The sequence below is a fragment of the Nocardioides solisilvae genome (assembly GCF_003194625.1).
Lineage (GTDB): Bacteria > Actinomycetota > Actinomycetes > Propionibacteriales > Nocardioidaceae > Nocardioides > Nocardioides solisilvae.
The window spans coordinates 536,058-553,228 of sequence record NZ_QHKX01000002.1 but is presented as its reverse complement, the minus strand read 5'-3'; the positions used below and the strand labels follow the sequence as shown (position 1 = coordinate 553,228).

General features: G+C 75.7%; 14 protein-coding genes and 1 tRNA gene. 5 read left to right on the top strand and 10 right to left on the bottom strand.

What is annotated here, in order from left to right; all coding sequences use genetic code 11:
• Positions 1 to 16: 16 nt before the first annotated feature.
• Together DNK53_RS08605 and DNK53_RS08600 are read left to right on the top strand one after the other, a co-directional pair.
• Positions 17 to 2,119: an alkaline phosphatase D family protein gene (locus DNK53_RS08605; protein WP_110181872.1), complete on the top strand. Its 2,103-nt coding sequence runs from the start codon at positions 17 to 19 to the stop codon at positions 2,117 to 2,119.
• Between the two features lie 129 nt (positions 2,120 to 2,248).
• The gene (locus DNK53_RS08600; RefSeq protein ID WP_110181871.1) at positions 2,249 to 3,694 is read left to right on the top strand and encodes a carboxypeptidase-like regulatory domain-containing protein; all 1,446 of its coding nucleotides are present in this window, start codon (positions 2,249 to 2,251) and stop codon (positions 3,692 to 3,694) included.
• Positions 3,695 to 3,722: 28 nt separating this feature from the next.
• On the opposite strand, the gene DNK53_RS08595 is transcribed toward DNK53_RS08600, so the two are convergent.
• The 5 genes from DNK53_RS08595 to DNK53_RS08575 form a co-directional block, all read right to left on the bottom strand.
• On the bottom strand, positions 3,723 to 4,136 hold the full coding sequence (locus tag DNK53_RS08595) for an ATP-binding protein (protein ID WP_110181870.1): 414 nt from the start codon (positions 4,134 to 4,136) through the stop codon (positions 3,723 to 3,725).
• Complete coding sequence (locus DNK53_RS08590) at positions 4,126 to 4,458, bottom strand: STAS domain-containing protein (protein WP_110181869.1); 333 nt, start codon at positions 4,456 to 4,458, stop codon at positions 4,126 to 4,128. Before DNK53_RS08590 ends, DNK53_RS08595 begins: the two co-directional genes overlap by 11 nt.
• Complete coding sequence (locus tag DNK53_RS08585; RefSeq protein ID WP_110182406.1) at positions 4,458 to 6,446, bottom strand: glycosyltransferase family 2 protein; 1,989 nt, start codon at positions 6,444 to 6,446, stop codon at positions 4,458 to 4,460. The genes DNK53_RS08590 and DNK53_RS08585 overlap by 1 nt, the downstream gene beginning before the upstream one ends.
• A complete protein-coding gene (locus DNK53_RS08580) occupies positions 6,446 to 7,627 on the bottom strand; it encodes a PP2C family protein-serine/threonine phosphatase (protein WP_110181868.1) in 1,182 nt (393 codons plus the stop codon). Before DNK53_RS08580 ends, DNK53_RS08585 begins: the two co-directional genes overlap by 1 nt.
• A gap of 80 nt (positions 7,628 to 7,707) precedes the next feature.
• Positions 7,708 to 8,331 (bottom strand): hypothetical protein, encoded by a 624-nt coding sequence (locus DNK53_RS08575; RefSeq protein ID WP_110181867.1) that lies wholly within the window; start codon positions 8,329 to 8,331, stop codon positions 7,708 to 7,710.
• 141 nt (positions 8,332 to 8,472) lie between these two features.
• On the opposite strand from DNK53_RS08575, the gene DNK53_RS08570 reads away from it, so the two are divergent.
• Positions 8,473 to 9,687 carry a fatty acid desaturase family protein gene (locus tag DNK53_RS08570; protein WP_110181866.1) on the top strand — a complete coding sequence of 405 codons (1,215 nt, stop codon included), beginning with the start codon at positions 8,473 to 8,475 and terminating at the stop codon, positions 9,685 to 9,687.
• Positions 9,688 to 9,835: 148 nt separating this feature from the next.
• Here DNK53_RS08570 and DNK53_RS08565 read toward each other — a convergent pair whose 3' ends face one another.
• Together DNK53_RS08565 and DNK53_RS08560 are read right to left on the bottom strand one after the other, a co-directional pair.
• The gene (locus DNK53_RS08565; RefSeq protein WP_110181865.1) at positions 9,836 to 11,485 is read right to left on the bottom strand and encodes a hypothetical protein; all 1,650 of its coding nucleotides are present in this window, start codon (positions 11,483 to 11,485) and stop codon (positions 9,836 to 9,838) included.
• Positions 11,485 to 11,892, bottom strand: coding sequence for a hypothetical protein (locus tag DNK53_RS08560; RefSeq protein ID WP_110181864.1), 408 nt, complete (start codon positions 11,890 to 11,892; stop codon positions 11,485 to 11,487). Before DNK53_RS08560 ends, DNK53_RS08565 begins: the two co-directional genes overlap by 1 nt.
• A 132-nt stretch (positions 11,893 to 12,024) precedes the next feature.
• Here DNK53_RS08560 and DNK53_RS08555 point away from each other — a divergent pair, with 132 nt between their 5' ends.
• Complete coding sequence (locus DNK53_RS08555; protein ID WP_110181863.1) at positions 12,025 to 12,609, top strand: hypothetical protein; 585 nt, start codon at positions 12,025 to 12,027, stop codon at positions 12,607 to 12,609.
• 24 nt (positions 12,610 to 12,633) lie between these two features.
• Here DNK53_RS08555 and selB read toward each other — a convergent pair whose 3' ends face one another.
• The 3 genes from selB to DNK53_RS17470 all read right to left on the bottom strand — a co-directional run bounded on the left by selB (position 12,634) and on the right by DNK53_RS17470 (position 16,001).
• A complete protein-coding gene (gene selB / locus DNK53_RS08550) occupies positions 12,634 to 14,475 on the bottom strand; it encodes a selenocysteine-specific translation elongation factor (protein WP_110181862.1) in 1,842 nt (613 codons plus the stop codon).
• 4 nt (positions 14,476 to 14,479) lie between these two features.
• Positions 14,480 to 15,871, bottom strand: a complete 1,392-nt coding sequence (gene selA / locus DNK53_RS08545; RefSeq protein WP_110182405.1) for an L-seryl-tRNA(Sec) selenium transferase — start codon at positions 15,869 to 15,871, stop codon at positions 14,480 to 14,482.
• A 35-nt stretch (positions 15,872 to 15,906) separates the two neighbouring features.
• Positions 15,907 to 16,001: transfer RNA gene (locus DNK53_RS17470), tRNA-Sec, on the bottom strand.
• A gap of 99 nt (positions 16,002 to 16,100) precedes the next feature.
• Here DNK53_RS17470 and selD point away from each other — a divergent pair.
• Positions 16,101 to 17,123, top strand: coding sequence for a selenide, water dikinase SelD (gene selD / locus DNK53_RS08540; protein WP_110181861.1), 1,023 nt, complete (start codon positions 16,101 to 16,103; stop codon positions 17,121 to 17,123).
• Positions 17,124 to 17,171: the final 48 nt, after the last annotated feature.

Here is a 17,171-nt window from a genome sequence, read left to right as displayed (position 1 = left end):
GGGGGAGGGAGGAGCCGTGCCGGGCCAGGCCCTGGCCACGCTGCCGACGGTGCTGTGCGGTCCGGTGCTGAGGCGGACGGAGGCCGAGCAGGTGCACGTCTGGCTGGCCACGTCGGAGCCGCTGCAGCAGCCCGAGCTGCACCTGCACGCCGTGGTCGCCGGCCGGGGCGGGCCCACGCTGGGTCCCCGTCTCGGCGGCGGCCAGGCGGTCGGCGGCGCCCCCGCGGCCCGGTCCCTGCAGCTCGGCGACCGCCTCTGGGTCCACCTGCTGCGCGGGACCGCCGGCACCTCCACCCCGCTGCCCACCGACACGCTCCTGGCCTACGACGTGATCGAGGCGGGTGGCCGACAGCGCCGGCTGCGCGACCTGCTCGACCTCTCGACCGTGGTGCTGGCCGGCCTGCCGCTGCCGACCTTCGTCGTGCAGGGGACCCGGACCCCCGCCCACGTGCTCTACGGCAGCTGTCGCAAGCTGCACGGCCCGGGGACGGACAACGCCCCGGTCCTGGAGCGGCTGCTCGAGCGGTACGCGCGGGACCCGCGGCACCGGCCCCAGACCCTGCTGCTGGGCGGGGACCAGGTGTACGCCGACGACGTCTCCGACGTGCTCGTCGGGCACCTCAACGCCTTGGGCGCCCAGGTGCTGGGCCGGGTCGAGCGGCTCCCCGGTGTCGCCGACGCCTCCCGCATCCCGGTGCACGGGCGGCAGCGCCTCGTCGAGGGGGTCGGCCACCTGACCTCGGGCGAGGCCGCCAACCACCTGCTCACCCTCGGGGAGTGGGTGGCGGCCTACCTGCTCTCCTGGAACCCCGACACCTGGCCGGCGCGACTGCCCACGATGGGGGAGACCTGGGGTCGGGTCGACCACCGCCAGCGACCGCCGGTCGCGGAGTGGGCGACGGCGTACGAGGAGCAGCTCAGGTCGGTGCGGGACTCCCGCACGGGCTCGGCGTCGATGCGGCGCGTGCTGGCCAACGTGGCGACCTACATGGTCTTCGACGACCACGAGGTCACCGACGACTGGAACCTCAACCCGCGGTGGGTGCAGCACGCGCGGCGCAGCGCGCTGGGGCGCACCGTGCTGCTGCACGGCCTGGCCAGCTACTGGGCGTTCCAGGCGTGGGGCAACGACCCGGCCCAGTTCCGTGACCCGTTCGGGACGGCCGTCGCCGACTACATGCGGACGGGGAACGGCGGGGACCGGGCGCTGCGCGTCCTGGACGACCACCCCGACTGGGGCTTCGTGGCCCCGACCGTCCCGCGGACCGTGGTGCTCGACACCCGGACGCGCCGCGCCCCCACCACCGGTTACGACGTCGTCGACGGTGTGCCGATGCCGCGCGCCACCACCGCGCCGCGGCTGCTGGACGCGGGCGGGCGGTCGGTCGTGCGCCAGCGGCTCACGGCCGCCCGCAAGGTCGACCGCGCCGCCATCGTGCTGGCCCCCTCGCCGGTCTGGGGGCTGGAGGACATCGAGTCGGTCCTGCAGCCCCTGGGGTACGTGGCCCCCGCGGCGGTCGACTTCGAGTCGTGGAGCGCCAACCCGCGCAGCCGGCTGGACCTCATGACGATCGCGCAGGACCTGGGGGTGCGACCGCTCGTGGTGCTCTCGGGCGACGTCCACTACGGGCTCTCGGTCGCCGCCCGGGCCACGGTCCGGGGGACGGACCACCACTACGCGCAGTTCTGCTCCTCGGCGATGAAGAACCAGGCGGGCGGCAAGCTCGCGTGGGCGCTGCGGATCGCGGGGTTCGAGCTGCCCGCCCCCGACACCCGAACGCACGTCTGGATCGGCGGCGGGGCGGACGGCCCCACGAGCCGGCTCACGGTCGACCCCCTCCAGCTCGCCACCGACCCCGTCTACGCGCTGCAGACGGAGGGGCTCCTCGCGCTCAACCGGGCCCTGCTCGGAGCGGAGGCGTGGACGGAGCGCCGGGCCTACCACGAGATGGCCTCCCACCTCGCGGGCCTGGTGGGGAGCGTGGAGGTCGCGCGCAACAACGTCGGCCAGCTGTGGATGCGCGGCGACGTCGTGAACCACCAGCACTGGCAGCTCGAGCGGACGACGCTGCGCGCCGTGGGCCGCCTGAGCTGGTCGACGTCCAGCTGGCCCGTCTGACCGGTTCCCGCCGCGGCCGTCCGCGCGTCGGGGGCCGGGGCGGACGGGGGATGGTCAGCGGGCTCCCGATGCCCTAGCGTGCGGCGGGTGAGGCTCGTCTCGGGACGGGCCCGGGCTTGGGAGGGCCACATGGAGGACCGTGCTGTCGCGCGTGCAGGTCGTGGACGTCCGGGGAGGGTCGGCGTCGTCGGGCTGCTCCTCGCGCTGGTCGCGGGACTGCTGACGGGCTCGGCGGGAGCCGCGGGCGCCCAGGTGGCCCCGGTGGACGTCACCGGGACGCTGACGCTCGCCTCCTCCGGGGAGCCCGTGCCGGGGGCCTCGCTAGAGCTCACGGTCCCGGCCGAGGGCGGGGGCCGGGCGACCGCGGCGTACACCACCACCGACGCGCAGGGCGGGTACTCCGTGCAGGTCCCGGTGGGTCGCTACGACGTCCTCGTGACCCCGCCGGACCGGCCCTTCGGTCCGCAGGTCGAGCTGGAGGCGGTCGTGACGGGTCCCGGTGTGGTGGACCTCGTGCTCGACGACACAGCGACCCTGCTGGCCGGCCGGGTCACCGGTGACGGTGCACCCGTGGCCGCCACGGTGGCGCTGCAGGTGAAGGGCCCGACCCCGGGCCTGGCGACGGTCGCGAGCGTCCGCACCGACGCGCAGGGCGCCTACCGGTTCCCCGCCTACGCAGGGACGGGCGACGGGTCCTTCTACGTCTCCGTCAGCCCCGACGACCGGGACCGCTGGGCGGCCGAGTACCACCAGGACGCCGCCGAGTGGCAGGCCGCCGACCTCGTCGCGGTGCCGCGGAGCGAGCCCCTCGACTTCGCGCTGGCCGCCCCCGCGGCCACGGACAACACGATCCGCGGACAGGTGACCGCCGACGGGACCGGCGTCCCCTCCTTCGTGCGGCTCTACCGGGCCGACGCCGAGGGCGTGGCGCGCGAGGTGGCGCCGGGCTCGTTCCGCCCGACCGACGGCGCGGGACGCTACGAGGTCACCGCGCTGCCGCCCGGCACCTACTACGTCCAGGCGGCACCGCAGGACGACGGGGGAGGAGAGCTCCTGCCGGCGTTCCACCTCGACGCCGCCGCGCTGTCCGACGCGCGAGCCGTCCAGCTGGCCGGCGGGACCGACGCGGTGGCGGACGTGCACCTGCGCCGGGCGCCCGTGATGGGCGGGCTCGTGACCGGCCCGGCGGGCGAGCCGCTGGCGGGGGTGTCGGTCACCCTCGAGGGCCGGGCGCCCGGGAGCGGGCAGATGTTCGAGGGCGGCACCACCACGACCGCGGCCGACGGCCGGTGGCAGCTCCGCGCCCGGACCGACCTGGAGTACCGGGTCTCCTTCGCCCTCGAGGGCTACCCGACGCAGTGGTACGACGGCGCCTCGCGCGAGGAGGACGCCCGCTGGGTCCGCGCCGACGGCACGCCGGTCGACGCCCGGTTGGAGCGTTCGACGGGCACCCAGCCGCCCCCGCCCTGGTGGCAGGAGCTGTGCACCGCCCCGTGGGCGGGACCGCCATGGCTGCGCGCCCTGGTCCGGTGGGTGTGTGGCGTGCAGGCCCAGGTGCCGGCTCCGCGCCGCTGACCTCCGCCGCTGACCTCCGGGGCATGGCTCAGTAGCGGCGCCGCATCGTCCAGACGTTGTGGCCGTCCTCGCGCTCCAGCAGGAGCTCGTCGAGCGCGGCCTGGGCCAGCGCGATCCCGCGACCGGACTCGGCCAGGGGGTCGGGCATCGCGGCGTCGAGGTCGCCGTCGTACTCCTGCCCGTCGTCGGCGAGCACCCCCTCGAGCAGGCCGGGCAGGACCCGCAGGGTGAAGGTCCAGCGCAGCTCGCCGCGCGGGCGCCCGTGCTCGACGACGTTGTTGGCCAGCTCGACCACGGCCGTCTCCAGCATCATGAACGCCTCGGGGTCGATCTCGGAGTGCGCCTCGCGGCCCTGCTCGAGCAGGGCGTGCAGGCTCGCCAGGCCCTCGGGGACCGCCCACCCCGTGAGGCTCAGCGTCCCGTCGTCGGCCTCACCAGCCATCGCGGGCCTCCGCGACGCCGGCGTAGGGCTTCAGCACCCGGTCCAGGTTGGTCAGGCTGAGGACCGACAGGACCTGCTCGGAGGCCCCGGCGATCCGCAGGTCACCGCCGGCGACCCGTGCCGCCTTGAGCCCGTTGACCAGGGCGCCCAGGCCGGAGGAGTCCACGAAGGGCGCGGTGGAGAGGTCCACGACCAGGCGGCGGGCGCCGCCGCCGATCGCCTCCTCGACGGCGGACCGCAGGGCCGGGGCAGCGACCATGGTCAGCCGTCCGTCGCAGCGCAGGACGGTGACGCCGTCGGTCACGCTCTTCTCGATCTGCATCAGCTCTCCAGCTCCTCGGGGGTGGTGGTGACGTGTGCCGGGATGCCGGCGCCGTGCTCCTCGTCGGACGGCCGGTGCAGCGCCGCCTGGTAGATCACGCTCATCACGAGCAGGTCGTACCCCACCCAGACCACGTTGACCGCGGTCCCGATGGTGCTGGTGGCCGAGCCGGTCCACAGCCGGACGACGCCGACCACGCAGGCGGTGACCAGCACCACGGTGGCGAGCAGCTGGGGCCAGATCAGCCGCCACGGGAAGCCGCCGCCGGCCTGCCGGGTCTTGGGGGTCACCACGAAGCCGAGCGGGCGGCGGAGGAAGACGTTGGCCGCGGCGGTGGTGCAGGCCCGGATCCAGAGCGGGAAGAGGGCGAGGCTGTACTGGTGGCCCCGCCACGTCTTCACGCCGTAGCCGACGACGAGGAAGAGCAGCTGGTTGAGGACCACGTAGGGCAGGAACCGCTGCAGGAACTCCATGCCGTAGGCGTTGACGGGCAGCACCCCGAAGCAGAGGTAGAAGACCGGGGCCGCCATGAACGCCACCGCCGCGAAGCCCGACAGGTAGCTCCACATCGTCCCGAAGTACATGAGGCGCTGGGCCACGGTGAGCCCGCGCTGCACGAGCGGGTTCTCCTTGAGCAGCACCTGCAGGGTGCCCTGCGCCCAGCGGAGCCGCTGCTGCAGCATGGTCCGCAGGTCCTCGGGAGCCAGGCCGTGGGCCAGCACCTCGTGGTGGTAGACCGAGCGCCACCCGAGCGCGTGCAGCCGCATGCAGGTGGCCATGTCCTCGGTGACCGAGACGGTGGCCAGCGGCATCATCGGCTGGGCCTCGTCACCGCGGTCGACGTCGACCGCCCGGGCGAGGGCGCGAACCGACTCGAGCGCCCCCAGGGGTGACCACTCCCGCTCCGCGAGGCGGTCGAGGGCGGCGTCGTCCACGACGAGCGCGCCCATCTCCTGGTCGACCTCGACCGGCAGCTCCCCGATCGCGGCCAGGTCCTCGGCGATGCCGGCGAAGTCGCGCTCGACGGCGCCGCGGCTGACGCCGTCGACGGCCTGCTGGAAGGCGTAGGTCACCTCGGCGACGGGGGTGCCCGCGCGCAGGTCCCGGCTGCCCTGCCGGGCCGACTCGCGCAGCTGCTCGAGGTCGCGCGCGAGCGCCGGGTCGGTGCGCCGTGCCGCCCGGGCGGCCCTGGCGAGGATGCGGCGCGAGGTGCGCAGCGCGTCCTCCACGGCGGCCCCCACCTCGCGGACGTAGCCCACGATGCCCAGCTGCATGAGGGCCTCCCGCCGCAGCACGGCGTTGGAGCCGCAGAAGAAGGCGGCGTTCCAGCCGTCCTTGCCCTGCTGGATGGGACCGTAGAAGAGGGGCGCCTGGCTGCCCAGCGGGTCGGAGTCGGTGACGTTGGTGAACCACTGGGGAGTCTGCACCAGGGCCACCCGGTCGTCGCGGAACCAGCCCAGCGTCCGGTCCAGGATCGCGGGGTCGGGGACCTGGTCGGCGTCCAGGACCAGCATGAACTCCCCGTCGGTGGCGAAGAGCGCGTTGTTGAGGTTCCCGGCCTTGGCGTGACGCGGCCGGTCGGTCCAGTCCTCGCTGCGGGTCAGGTACCCCACGCCGAGGCGCTCGGCGGCGGCCGCCAGCTCGGGGCGGTTGCCGTCGTCGAGGACCCAGGTGCTGTGCGGGAAGCGGATCCGCCGGGCGGCCTCGGCGGTCTTCATCACCATCTCGACGGGCTCGTCGTAGGTGGTGATGAAGACGTCCACGGTGGCGCCCTCGGGCGGGGGAGGGGCGTCCCCGCGCACCTTGATCCGCCAGACGGTCAGCCCGAAGAGGTAGGCGTCGACCAGGGCGTAGGTCTCCGCCACCACCAGCGGCACCGCGATCCACCAGTTCTCCCAGTTGACCGACCAGCCCCAGCGCCACACGACGTACGACGTCCCGGTGAGGAGGGTGCCGAGCACCAGGAGGCGGACGAGCAGCTGTCGCATCACGGGAGGTCCCTCCGGACCACCACGGCGGTCAGGTCGTCGTCGATCTCGTGTCGGGACAGGTACTCCTCGATGGCCGCGACGATGGACGCCGGCTCCCGCAGGTCTCTCACCAGCGCGGCTGCCGCGCCCACCGCCGACTCCTCCTCGGGGTGGATCTCCAGCACGCCGTCGCTGACCAGGAAGAGCATCTCGCCAGGGGCGATCCGGTCCTTCCCCGGCGTCCAGGAGTCGTCGTCGAGCGTGCCGAGCGGCAGGTCGTGGGAGGCGAGCCGCCGGGCCGGGCCGTCGGGCGGGACCACCAGGGCCAGCCCGTGCCCGGCGTCGACGTACTCGATGTCCCCGGTGGTGGGGTCGATCCGGCAGGCGAAGAGGGTGGCGAAGGTGCCGGTGGCGGTGAAGTCGTCGGCCATCCCGCGGGCGGTCCGGCGGACCGCCTCGGCGAGCGGGTTGAAGGCGGAGCAGACCCGCATCATCGACCGGATGCCGGCGGTGAGGACTGCCGCCGTGAGTCCCTTGCCCATCACGTCGGCGACCACGAGCTGCAGCCGGTCGTCGAGCAGCTCCCAGTCGTAGTAGTCGCCGCCGACCAGCCGGGCGGGGACGCAGCACGCCGCCATCGTCCACCCCTCGAGGTCGACGGTGCGGTAGGGGAGGAGCCGTCGCTGGACCTCGCGGGCCTGCAGCTCGTCGGCGTCGACGGCGAGCTCCCGCTCGACCCAGCCGGCCAGCGTCCGCAGCAGCTCGCGCTCGGTGTCCCCGAACTCCCGGGGCTGGTCCCCGACCAGGCACAGCGACCCCACCAGCTCACCGCCCGGCGCCGCCAGCGGCTGGCCGGCGTAGAAGCGGACGTCACCCTCGCCGACCACCCGGGGGTGGTCGGCGAAGCGGTCGTCGAGGCGGGCGTCGGGCACCACCAGCTGGTCGGGGGAGGTGACGGTGCGCGAGCAGAAGGACTCCTCGCGCGGGGTGTCCCCCAGGTGCAGCCCGACGGCGGCCTTGGTGAACTGCCGGTCGGTGTCGACCAGGTTGACCGCCACCATCGGCACGTCGAAGAGCCGCTGGGCGAGCCGGACCACGCGGTCGAAGCGTTCCTCCGGGGGAGTGTCGAGGACGTGCAGGCGGTGCAGCGCCGACACCCGTCCGCGCTCTGCGGCGTCACCCGCTGCGTCCACCACCACGTCCCCCTCGTGCCTCGGCCTGTCGACACGACCTCATACCCCTTCTTGGGGATGGGCAAGCCGCCACGCCGCCAGTCCGGTCAGTCGCAGGTGTCGCAGAGCCCGGTGGCGGGCAGCTGCATGAAGCACCGGGGGCAGGTCGCCGCCTTGGGCGGGTCGGGCTGCCGAGCCTTGCTCACGGTCTCCTTGGGCGCGCGGGGCTGGCGCGGCTCCCGGGGGGCCCTCGGGGCCGAGGTACGGGTCCCGCCGGGGCGGCGCGCGAGCTCGCGGCGGGGCGGGAGGGCCGGCTCCCCACCGCCCGGAGGCAGCTCCGCGCCGTGCCGCCGGTAGCACTCGAGCCGCTCCTCGGCGGCGTGCTGCTCGGGGTCGGTCACCACGTCGCCGCGGACGCTGTTGACCGTGTCGGCGTACCACTCGCTCATCCGGCCGTCGGGGCCCACGCAGAGCGCCCCGAGGAGCGGCTCGGCGCGCCGTCGGCAGTCCTTCGCGACGCGGTAGAGGACGTCGCCCATCCACAGGCTGGGGGCCTGCCGCTGCCGGATCTTCGTGCGCTGCTGGACGGCCTGGGCGAGCTCGGCCACGGTGATCACGGCGTGGTACTCGGTGGCGGTGTCGGCCAGCACGTGGCGGGCGGCGAGCGCGAAGGTCTCGCGGGTGGTCTCGACGTCCAGCGTGCGGGCTTCGATCCAGGCGACTTCGTCCACGCGGACGAATGTAACCGGCGACCGGGGAGCGGCCATGAATGGGTTGGCGGTTGGTGGGCACGGCACAATGGACGACCTGTGCCGCCACGGCGGCCGTCGCACCGCCCGCTCGACTGCTTCCTATCGTGAGGAAAGACCACCGTGACCGTCATCGAGAGGAAGCCGGCGAGCCAGATCGCCCACCTCCGTCCGGAGGACGTCGAGGCCCTCGGCCGCGAGCTGGACGAGATCCGGCAGTCCGTGCTGGACAGCCGGGGCGAGCGGGACGCGGCGTACATCCGACGGGTGATCGCCGCTCGGGCCGGCTTCGAGATCGCCGGTCGGCTCGTGCTCGTGGCGGGCAGCCGGCGCCGACCCGCCTGGGTGGTGGGCGCCGCGTGCCTCTCGGTGGCCAAGATCCTCGACAACATGGAGATCGGCCACAACGTCCTGCACGGCCAGTGGGACTGGATGCGCGACCCCAAGATCCACTCCGAGACCTGGGACTGGCAGCACGCCTCGCCCCCCTCGCAGTGGAAGCGCGCGCACAACGTGCAGCACCACCGGTTCACCAACATCCTCGGCAAGGACAACGACCTCGGCTACGGGATCATGCGGGTCGACGAGGACCAGGAGTGGAAGCCCCGCTTCCTCGTGCAGCCGTTCTGGAACGCGGTCAACGCCCTGATGTTCGAGTACGGCATCGCGACCTACGACATCGAGCTGGGCGACCACCTGCGCGAGAAGAAGGGGATCACCCCCGAGCTGCGCCGGCGGATCGCCGACACCCTGGTCCAGACCGGCAAGCAGGTCGTGCGCGACTTCGTGGCCTTCCCGGCGCTCTCGGGGCGCGGCTGGAAGTCCACCCTGGGCGCCAACGCCACCGCCACCGTGGTCCGCAACGTGTGGAGCCACTCGGTCATCATGTGCGGCCACTTCCCCGAGGGCGTCGAGACCTTCGAGCAGCCCGAGCTCGACGAGGACGAGACCCGGGGCCAGTGGTACCTGCGCCAGATGCTGGGCTCGGCCAACATCTCGGGCTCGCCACTCATGCACCTCATGTGCGGCAACCTCTCCCACCAGATCGAGCACCACCTCTTCCCCGACCTGCCGAGCAACCGCTACCAGGAGATCGCGCCGCAGGTGCGGGCCGTCTTCGACCGCTACGGGCTCTCCTACAACTCGCGCCCCCTGCCGCGGCAGGTGGCCAGCGCGTGGCACAAGGTCCTGCGGCTCTCGCTCCCCAACGGCTGGCTGGAGGAGACCACCTGGTCCTCCGCCCCCCGCCGGGTGGTCGGGCTCTTCCGTCGCCCCCGCGAGGAGCGCCGCGCCGGGGCCGCCGCGGCCCTGGCGATGGGGCGCGCGGCGCTCGTCTGAGCGGCGACCCCGCGCGACCGCGGACGTCATCACGGTCGGTCGTCCGGGATCTCCGCGCGACCGCGGACGTCGTCACGGTCGGTCGTCGGGGGGACCTCCCGTGATGACGTCCCGAGGGTCGTGGGGTCGCCTCGGCCGGGGCCCGGGCTCAGCCCAGGACGCCGGGTGCCGCTCCCTCGTCGTCGACCCAGTCCTCCTCGTGGGCGAGCCGGTCGCGCTCGCCCTTCCGGTCCCGGCCCGTCCTGCCCTTCCCGCCGCTCCCGGAGGCACCCCCTGCTGCGGCGCCGCGGCCGCCGGCGGCCCGGGAGCCGGAGGAGCCCGGCGCTCCGGTCGGCGTACCCCGCCCGCCGGACGCAGCGCCGGCGGCCCCGGCCGCCCCGGCGCGGGGTGCGGCACCGCCGGCGAGCGCCGAGCCGGACCTGCCGGCCCCCAGCGCACCGCCGGACGCGGCGGCGGAGGTGGCGGCGGAGGTGGCGCCCAGGGGGCGGACGCCGGCCGCGGCGCCGCCCGGAGCCGCGCCGGCCGCGCCGGCGTGGGCCGCGACACCCGCCGCCGGTCCGGGCGGAGGGCCGGGCAGGAAGGCGCCCGGCGAGACACCCGGCGAGGCACCGACCGAGGCGCCGGCGGAGGACGCGGCGATCCCGGAGGAGACCGAGGCGGAGGACTGGCCCAGGCCACCGGCGACCCCGGGGGCTCCGCTCTGCGTCGAGCCGCCCACGCTCCCGGTCTGCTCGGGCGTGAAGTCGATGTCGAAGTCGGGCGGCTCGTACTCCATCCGCGGAGGCAGCCCCTGGCGCTCCCGCTCCATGCGCTCCTGGCGCTCGCGCTCCACCTGCTCCTCGCGGTCGCGCCGCTCCTGCTCCTCGCGGTCGCGTCGTTCCTGCTCCTCGCGCTCCAGCCGCTCCCGCTCCCGGCGTTCCTGCTCCTCGCGCTCCAGCCGCTCACGCTCGCGGCGCAGCCGTTCCTCCTCCTCGCGACGGCGGCGTTCCTCCTCCTCGCGACGGCGGCGCTCCTCCTCGGCCCGGCGACGTTCCTCCTCCTCCTGGCGCTCGCGCTCGCGGCGCCACCGCTCCTCCTCGTCGCGGCGCCGCTGCTCCTCGCGCTGGCGCTCCCGCTCCTCCTGCTCGGCGCGGTCCTCCTCGAGCCACCGGCCGCGGGCCTCGAGCAGCTCACGCGCGTCGTCCTCGGCGTCCCGGCGGCGGGGCGGCAGCGGGGGCAGCGGCGCCCGGCCGCCGGTGCCGGGGGCGACCGGGACCTCGGGGTCGGGCAGGCCGTGGATGGCCTTCATCCGCTCGACGGAGGTGTCGAACGTCGAGTCGAGCGACTCCAGGGCCTTCCTCGCCGCCTCCTCCTGGTTCATGTGGGAGATCAGGAAGCTGTCGTTCCGCTTGCTCCACGCCAGCATGTTGCTGTTGAACGAGCTGACGTCGTCGTCGCTCGGGTTTGTGGGCAGCGTCGGCGGGGTGCCCGGGTCGGCCGGCTCGGAGAACGAGGCGTGCGTCTCGATCGCGTGGCTCAGGGCGTCGGAAGCGGACGAGAGCCCGCCGGCGCCCTTGCGCATCAGGCGGGCCTCGCGCAGCAGCGCCGAGCTGGACTCGGTGAGCGCGGCCTGGACGGCCTCCCCGGTGAGGCCCCCGATGGTCTCGTCGGCGTCGGGCGAGACCCTCGCCAGGGCGTCGGCCATCAGGGCGAGCGCGTCGGCGGCCCGCACCCAGCTCATGGCCGCCTGTGCGATCGGCAGGTCGTTGGCGCGCGCGACGGCGGCAGCCAGCTGGTCGCGGTAGTGGTGGCTCGGCATCAACGGTCCCCCCGGTCAGGTGCGTGCTGCCAGGGGCGCTGGGCGACCCGGTCGGTGGCGGCCTGGAGGGCACGCAGGTGTGCCGAGCTCTCCTCGTCCTTGGTCTGGATCTCGGCGGTGAACTGCCGCAGGCTGTCGGACTGGGTGTCGAAGGACTGGGCCATCGTGCGGATCGCCTCGACGAAGCGCTGGTGGACCAGCTCGGTGTGCTGCGCGAGCCGGTGGCCCCGCTCACCGAAGTTGCGCGCGGCGACGGGCTGCACCAGGCCGGGGCGCAGGGCCTCCCCGGCCGTGAGGAGGGCGTTCCTGATCTTCGCGATCTCGGCGTCGGAGACGTTGAGGGACTTCAGCCTGGACACGGCGGCGTCGACCGCGCCGGTCAGGCCCGTGGTCGGGTCGGGAAGCATGGCACTCCTCGGGCTGGTGGTGCCGGGTCGGAGGACTGCACGACCCGGGCGTCTCACGCCCGAACCCCCGGACCCCCACCGGCGGAACGCTCCCTAGTGTGGAGCAACCGTGACGGAGGGGGAACAGATCTCATGAAGCGGATCGTGGGCGCGGGTGCCGTGCTCCTGGCGGCGACCGGCCTGCTGGGGGCGTGCGGCGAGGAACGGGCGGCGGACGCGGGACGGGACGGGTCCGGGACGTCCGTGGCCGGCAGCCCGACGGCGTCTCCCACGGCGTCTCCCGGGGAGGACGCGCCGGTCGTGCCCGCCTCGGGCCTCGAGCTGGCGATCGAGGGGCTCTCGGTGCGGGTCCCCGAGGGGTGGGTGCGGGCCGAGCTCGTCCTCGACATCCCCAACACCGCCGACGCGGAGACGCCCGACAAGAGCCAGTCGGTCTCGATCACCGCGCCCCTCTACCGGGTGGGCGACGACCTGGACCGCGAGCAGCTCGAGGCCAACATGCGTCGCGACGACTTCCGGGTGCTGGAACCGACCGAGATCGCGGGCCACACGTTCGCGCGCGGCGTCCGCCGCGAGCGGGGACGGGTCACCCTGCGCCACGTGGCGGTGGTCGACCACGTGCAGCGGGCCGTGAGCCTCTACTTCGAGGGGCACGTCCCGCCCGAGGAGCAGGAGGCCGTGACGGCGTCCGTCCTGGCCACCGTCGAGCTCGGGTGAGCGCCGCCCCGCCCCGCGCCGGCGTCAGGCCGTCGCGGCGCTGACGACCTCGCGCCGGTCGTCGGGGTGACGCCGGGTCAGCCCGCGGCGGTCCAGCAGGTCGAGCAGGGGGAGGACGACGCGCCGGGTGGTGCCGAGCCGCTGGCGCGCCTCGCTCGTGGTGAACGGCTGGGGCAGCGAGACGAGCAGGCCGGCCGCCGCGCGGTCGGCGCCCGGGAGGAGCACGATCCCGGGGGCGACCCGCAGGAGCCGCCCCGCCCGCTCGGCCGCCGCGACCCCGCGACCGTCCAGCCCGAGCTCGGCGAGCCGGTCGGCGGTGGGGGCGGCGAACGCCGCGCGGCCCAGGTCGGCCTCGACGGCGCGCACGGCCCGCTCCACCGCCGGGGGGAGGACGGCGGACGACGCTCCCGCCGCGTCCGGGGCCAGCACGCGGCCCGCGCGGACCACCAGCGGCGCCGGGGACGTGCCCGCGAGCGCGGCGGCGAGCAGCCCGGGGTGCGGCAGGGAGAGTCGCTCGGCCAGCGCGACCAGGGGCACGCCCCGGTCCAGGGGGTGCTGGGCGTCGTGCGCGGCGACCGCCTCGGCCGCGGCGCCGGCCACCCGCGCGGCGCGGGCGGCGGAGAGCCACCACCCGGCCGCCCGGAGGGTCCCGGCGGGAGGGTCGCCCGAGAGGACCGACCCCGGGACGCCGAGGCGGCGCAGGAGGGTGGCGGGGACCAGGCCCCGGCGGGCGACCTCGTGCGCGAGGTCGGGCTCACCGGGGTGCCCCGCGAGCTGCCGGGCCAGCGCCGCGGCGGCGCCCCGGCGACGCAGCGTCGGGGGCGCGGGGTCGAGCACCCGGACACCGTGCACCGCCCGGCTGCCGGGGTCGCGCAGCAGCGCGCGGTCGCCGACCCGCAGCGGCAGGGGGCGCTCCAGGACGAGCCGGAGCACGCCGGGGCCCAGGGGGCGCAGCCGGGCGGGGACCGAGGCCGCGCCCACGTGCAGCTGGAGGTGGGCCGGCCAGCGCTCCGTCGTGCCGCCGGCCGTGCCGTCGGAGGAGGACGACCGGTCCGGAGCGACCCGGACGTCGACGACGTCGCTGTGCTGGAAGGCGTCGGGGGTGACCAGCGCCGCGCCCCGGTCGAGGACCTCGAGGTCGTCGCCGACCACGTTGAGCGCCACCCGGGCGACGCCCGTCGCGGCCTCGACGGGGGCGCCCAGCGCCTGCACGCCCCGCACCCGCACGCGGGCACCGCCGACGGCGAGCTCGTCGCCGCGGGCCACCCGCCCGGCGGGGAGGGTGCCGGTCACGACGGTGCCGGCGCCGCGGACCGTGAACCGCCGGTCGACCCAGAGCCGCACGTCGGCCCCCGCGTCGGGCTCGGGAAGGCGGGCGAGCACGGCCGACAGCGCGGCGCGCAGGTCGTCGAGGCCGGCGCCGGTGCGCGCCGAGACCGGGACCACGGGGGCGTCGCGCAGCGACGTGCGGGCCACCTCGGCGGCGGCCCGGGCTGCCGCCGGCGCCGGGTCGGCCAGGTCGGAGCGGGTCACGGCCACGACGCCGTGCCGCACGCCGACCGCGTCGAGGGCGGCGAGGTGCTCGGCGGCCTGCGGCATCCAGGGGTCGTCGGCCGCCACCACCAGCAGGGCGGCCGGGACGGGCCCGATCCCCGACAGCATGGTGGAGATGAACCGCTCGTGGCCCGGGACGTCGACGAACGCGACGTCGCCCAGCCCGGGCAGGGAGGTCCACACGTAGCCGAGCTCGATGGAGAGGCCGCGCCGCCGTTCCTCCTCGAGCCGGTCGGACCGCATGCCGGTGAGGGCGTCGACGAGGGTGGACTTCCCGTGGTCGACGTGGCCGGCCGTGGCGACGACGTGCACCGGTTCAGCCCTCGTCCGCCGGCGTGCCGGCGGCGCGGAGCGCCTCGTCCGCGGCGACGACGCCCACGACGAGGGCGTCCTCGTCCTCCGGGAGGACCGCGAGCAGGTCGAGCAGCAGGAGGCCCCGCTCGACCCGCCCCACGACGGGGGCCGACCGGTTGTCGCGCAGCGGGACGGCGTAGCGGACCGGGAGGGTGAGGGCGACGCTGGGCAGGACGACGCCCGGCGCCCCGCCGCCGCCCACGGCGGCCTCGGTGTCGACCACCCCGACCTCCACGGCACCGCCCAGCATCGGGACGAGCCGGTCCCGGAGGTGCCCGGCGCGGCGGCGGAGCTCCTCGGGACGGGTGGCCAGGGCTCGGACCACCGGCGCGGGCGGCCCCACCAGGGTGGCCTCGAGGGCGGCGAGGGTGAGCTTGTCGACCCGCAGCGCGCGGGCGAAGGGGTGCCGGCGCAGCCGCTCCACGAGCTCCGCCCGGCCCAGCAGCAGGCCGCACTGGGGCCCGCCGAGGAGCTTGTCGCCCGAGGCGGTGACCAGGTCGGCGCCGGCCCGCAGCGCCGCCGACGCGCTCGGCTCGTCGGGGAGCCTGGGGTGCGGGGCGAGGAGACCGGAGCCGATGTCGGCCACCACCGGCACGGGGCCGTGGGGGCCCTCGGTCCCCGCCAGCTCGCGCAGGTCGACCGAGGAGGTGAAGCCGGAGACCCTGAAGTTGGACGGGTGCACCTTGAGCACGAAGGCGGTCCGCTCGCCCACGGCGGCCCGGTAGTCGTCGAGGCGGACCCGGTTGGTGGTGCCGACCTCGCGGAGCCGGGCCCCCACCGACTCCAGCAGCTCGGGGATCCGGAAGCCGTCGCCGATCTCCACCAGCTCGCCGCGGGCCACGACGACCTCGTCCCGGCCCCCGTGGCCGGCCCCGGTGAGGGCGCAGGCGACCAGCGCCAGCGCGGCCGCCCCGTTGTTGACGACGTGGACGCCGCCGGCCTCCGGGACGGCGCCGGCCAGGGCGTCGAGCGCGGACCGCCCGCGCCGGCCCCGGCGACCGGTGGCGAGGTCGAGCTCGACGTCGGTGGCCCCCGCGGCGACCCCCAGGGCGTCGACCGCCGCCGACGAGAGGGGGGCGCGGCCGAGGTTGGTGTGGACCAGCACCCCCGTGGCGTTGACCACCGGGTGCAGGGCGGTCGCCGCGGCGGGCAGCGCGTCGAGCGTCGCGTCGAGCACCGCGGAGGGCGGGATCTCGCCGTCCCGGCAGCGCTGCTGGGCCTCCCGGACGGCCGCCTTCACCAGGCGGCCGCCGAGGCGCTCCGCGGCCTCGACGAGCGCGGGGGCGGCGAGCACGTCGTCGGTCCGGGGCACCGAGCGCCGCGGGTCGGCCGGCTCCTGCGACGGGTCCCGCACGCTGCCCCTCCCGAGCTCGGCCACCGGTGGCGACGTGGCGGAGGCGGACGGGAATCGAACCCGCCGGCCCTGGATGCCAGGACCCTACGGTGTTGAGGACCGCGCCCGTCACCAGACGAGAAACGCCTCCCCGCTACGTCACGGGTCACTCTAGGGGGGTGCTGGCTGGGGTGCTGGCCGGGGACGGCGGAGCGCAGGCCGTGTGGGCCCACCTGCGTAGGGTCGGCGCATGACGACTCCGGCGGGAATCCGGCTGACCCAGCTCGCAGCGGGCGGGGGGTGTGCCTGCAAGGTGCCCCCGGGCGAGCTGGAGAAGGTGCTGGCCGGGATGCCCGGCGGGCTGGTCCGCGCCGCCGGCGGCCCGCAGGGCGCCGAGGGCGAGCTCCTGGTCGGTCTGGACGACGGTGACGACGGGGCGGCGGTCCGCCTCGCCGGCGGGCAGGCGCTGATCGCGACCACCGACTTCTTCACCCCGGTCGTCGACGACCCCTACGACTGGGGCCGGATCGCGGCGGCCAACGCGCTCTCCGACGTCTACGCCATGGGCGGCGAGCCGCTCCTGGCCCTCAACCTGCTGGCCTGGCCGCGCGACAGGGTGCCCTTCGAGGTGGCCGTCGAGGTGCTGCGCGGCGGCGCCGACGTCTGCGCCGAGGCGGGGTGCCACCTGGCGGGCGGCCACAGCATCGACGACCCCGAGCCGAAGTACGGCCTGGCGGTGAGCGGGCTGGCCGACGCCGACCGGCTGCTGCGCAACGACGCGGCCCGGCCGGGGACGCCGCTCACCCTGACCAAGCCGCTCGGCCTGGGGGTGCTCAACAACCGGCACAAGGCGACGGGCGAGCGTTTCGACCACGCCGTCGAGGTGATGACCACCCTCAACCGGGACGCCTCCCGGGCGGCGCTGGCCGCCGGGGTCACCGCCGCCACCGACGTCACCGGCTTCGGGCTGCTCGGCCACCTGTTCAAGATGGCCCGGGCCAGCGGGGTCACCGCCGTCGTCGACAGCGCCGCCGTCCCCTACCTCGACGGGGTCCGGGAGTCGTACGCCGCCGGCTACGTGCCGGGCGGGAGCCGACGGAACCTCGACTGGGTGCGACCCCACCTCGAGTCGGCGGTCGGGGAGGACGAGCTCGTGCTGCTGGCGGACGCCCAGACCTCCGGAGGTCTGCTGGTCGCCGGGGAGCTGCCCGGGCACCCGGTGATCGGCGAGATCGTCGCCTCCGGCGGGTCGCCGCTGGTCATCCGTGCATGAAGGGCGCAGAGTGGGGTACAGGCGCCAGCACGTGAGGAGGACCACACC

Coding starts and splice junctions, on each gene's coding strand:
- DNK53_RS08600 (WP_110181871.1), top strand. CDS start 2,249: ATGGAGGACCGTGCTGTCGCGCGTGCAGGTCGTGGACGTCCGGGGAGG.
- DNK53_RS08595 (WP_110181870.1), bottom strand. CDS start 4,136: ATGGCTGGTGAGGCCGACGACGGGACGCTGAGCCTCACGGGGTGGGCG.
- DNK53_RS08590 (WP_110181869.1), bottom strand. CDS start 4,458: ATGCAGATCGAGAAGAGCGTGACCGACGGCGTCACCGTCCTGCGCTGC.
- DNK53_RS08585 (WP_110182406.1), bottom strand. CDS start 6,446: ATGCGACAGCTGCTCGTCCGCCTCCTGGTGCTCGGCACCCTCCTCACC.
- DNK53_RS08565 (WP_110181865.1), bottom strand. CDS start 11,485: ATGCCGAGCCACCACTACCGCGACCAGCTGGCTGCCGCCGTCGCGCGC.
- DNK53_RS08560 (WP_110181864.1), bottom strand. CDS start 11,892: ATGCTTCCCGACCCGACCACGGGCCTGACCGGCGCGGTCGACGCCGCC.
- DNK53_RS08555 (WP_110181863.1), top strand. CDS start 12,025: ATGAAGCGGATCGTGGGCGCGGGTGCCGTGCTCCTGGCGGCGACCGGC.
- selD (WP_110181861.1), top strand. CDS start 16,101: ATGACGACTCCGGCGGGAATCCGGCTGACCCAGCTCGCAGCGGGCGGG.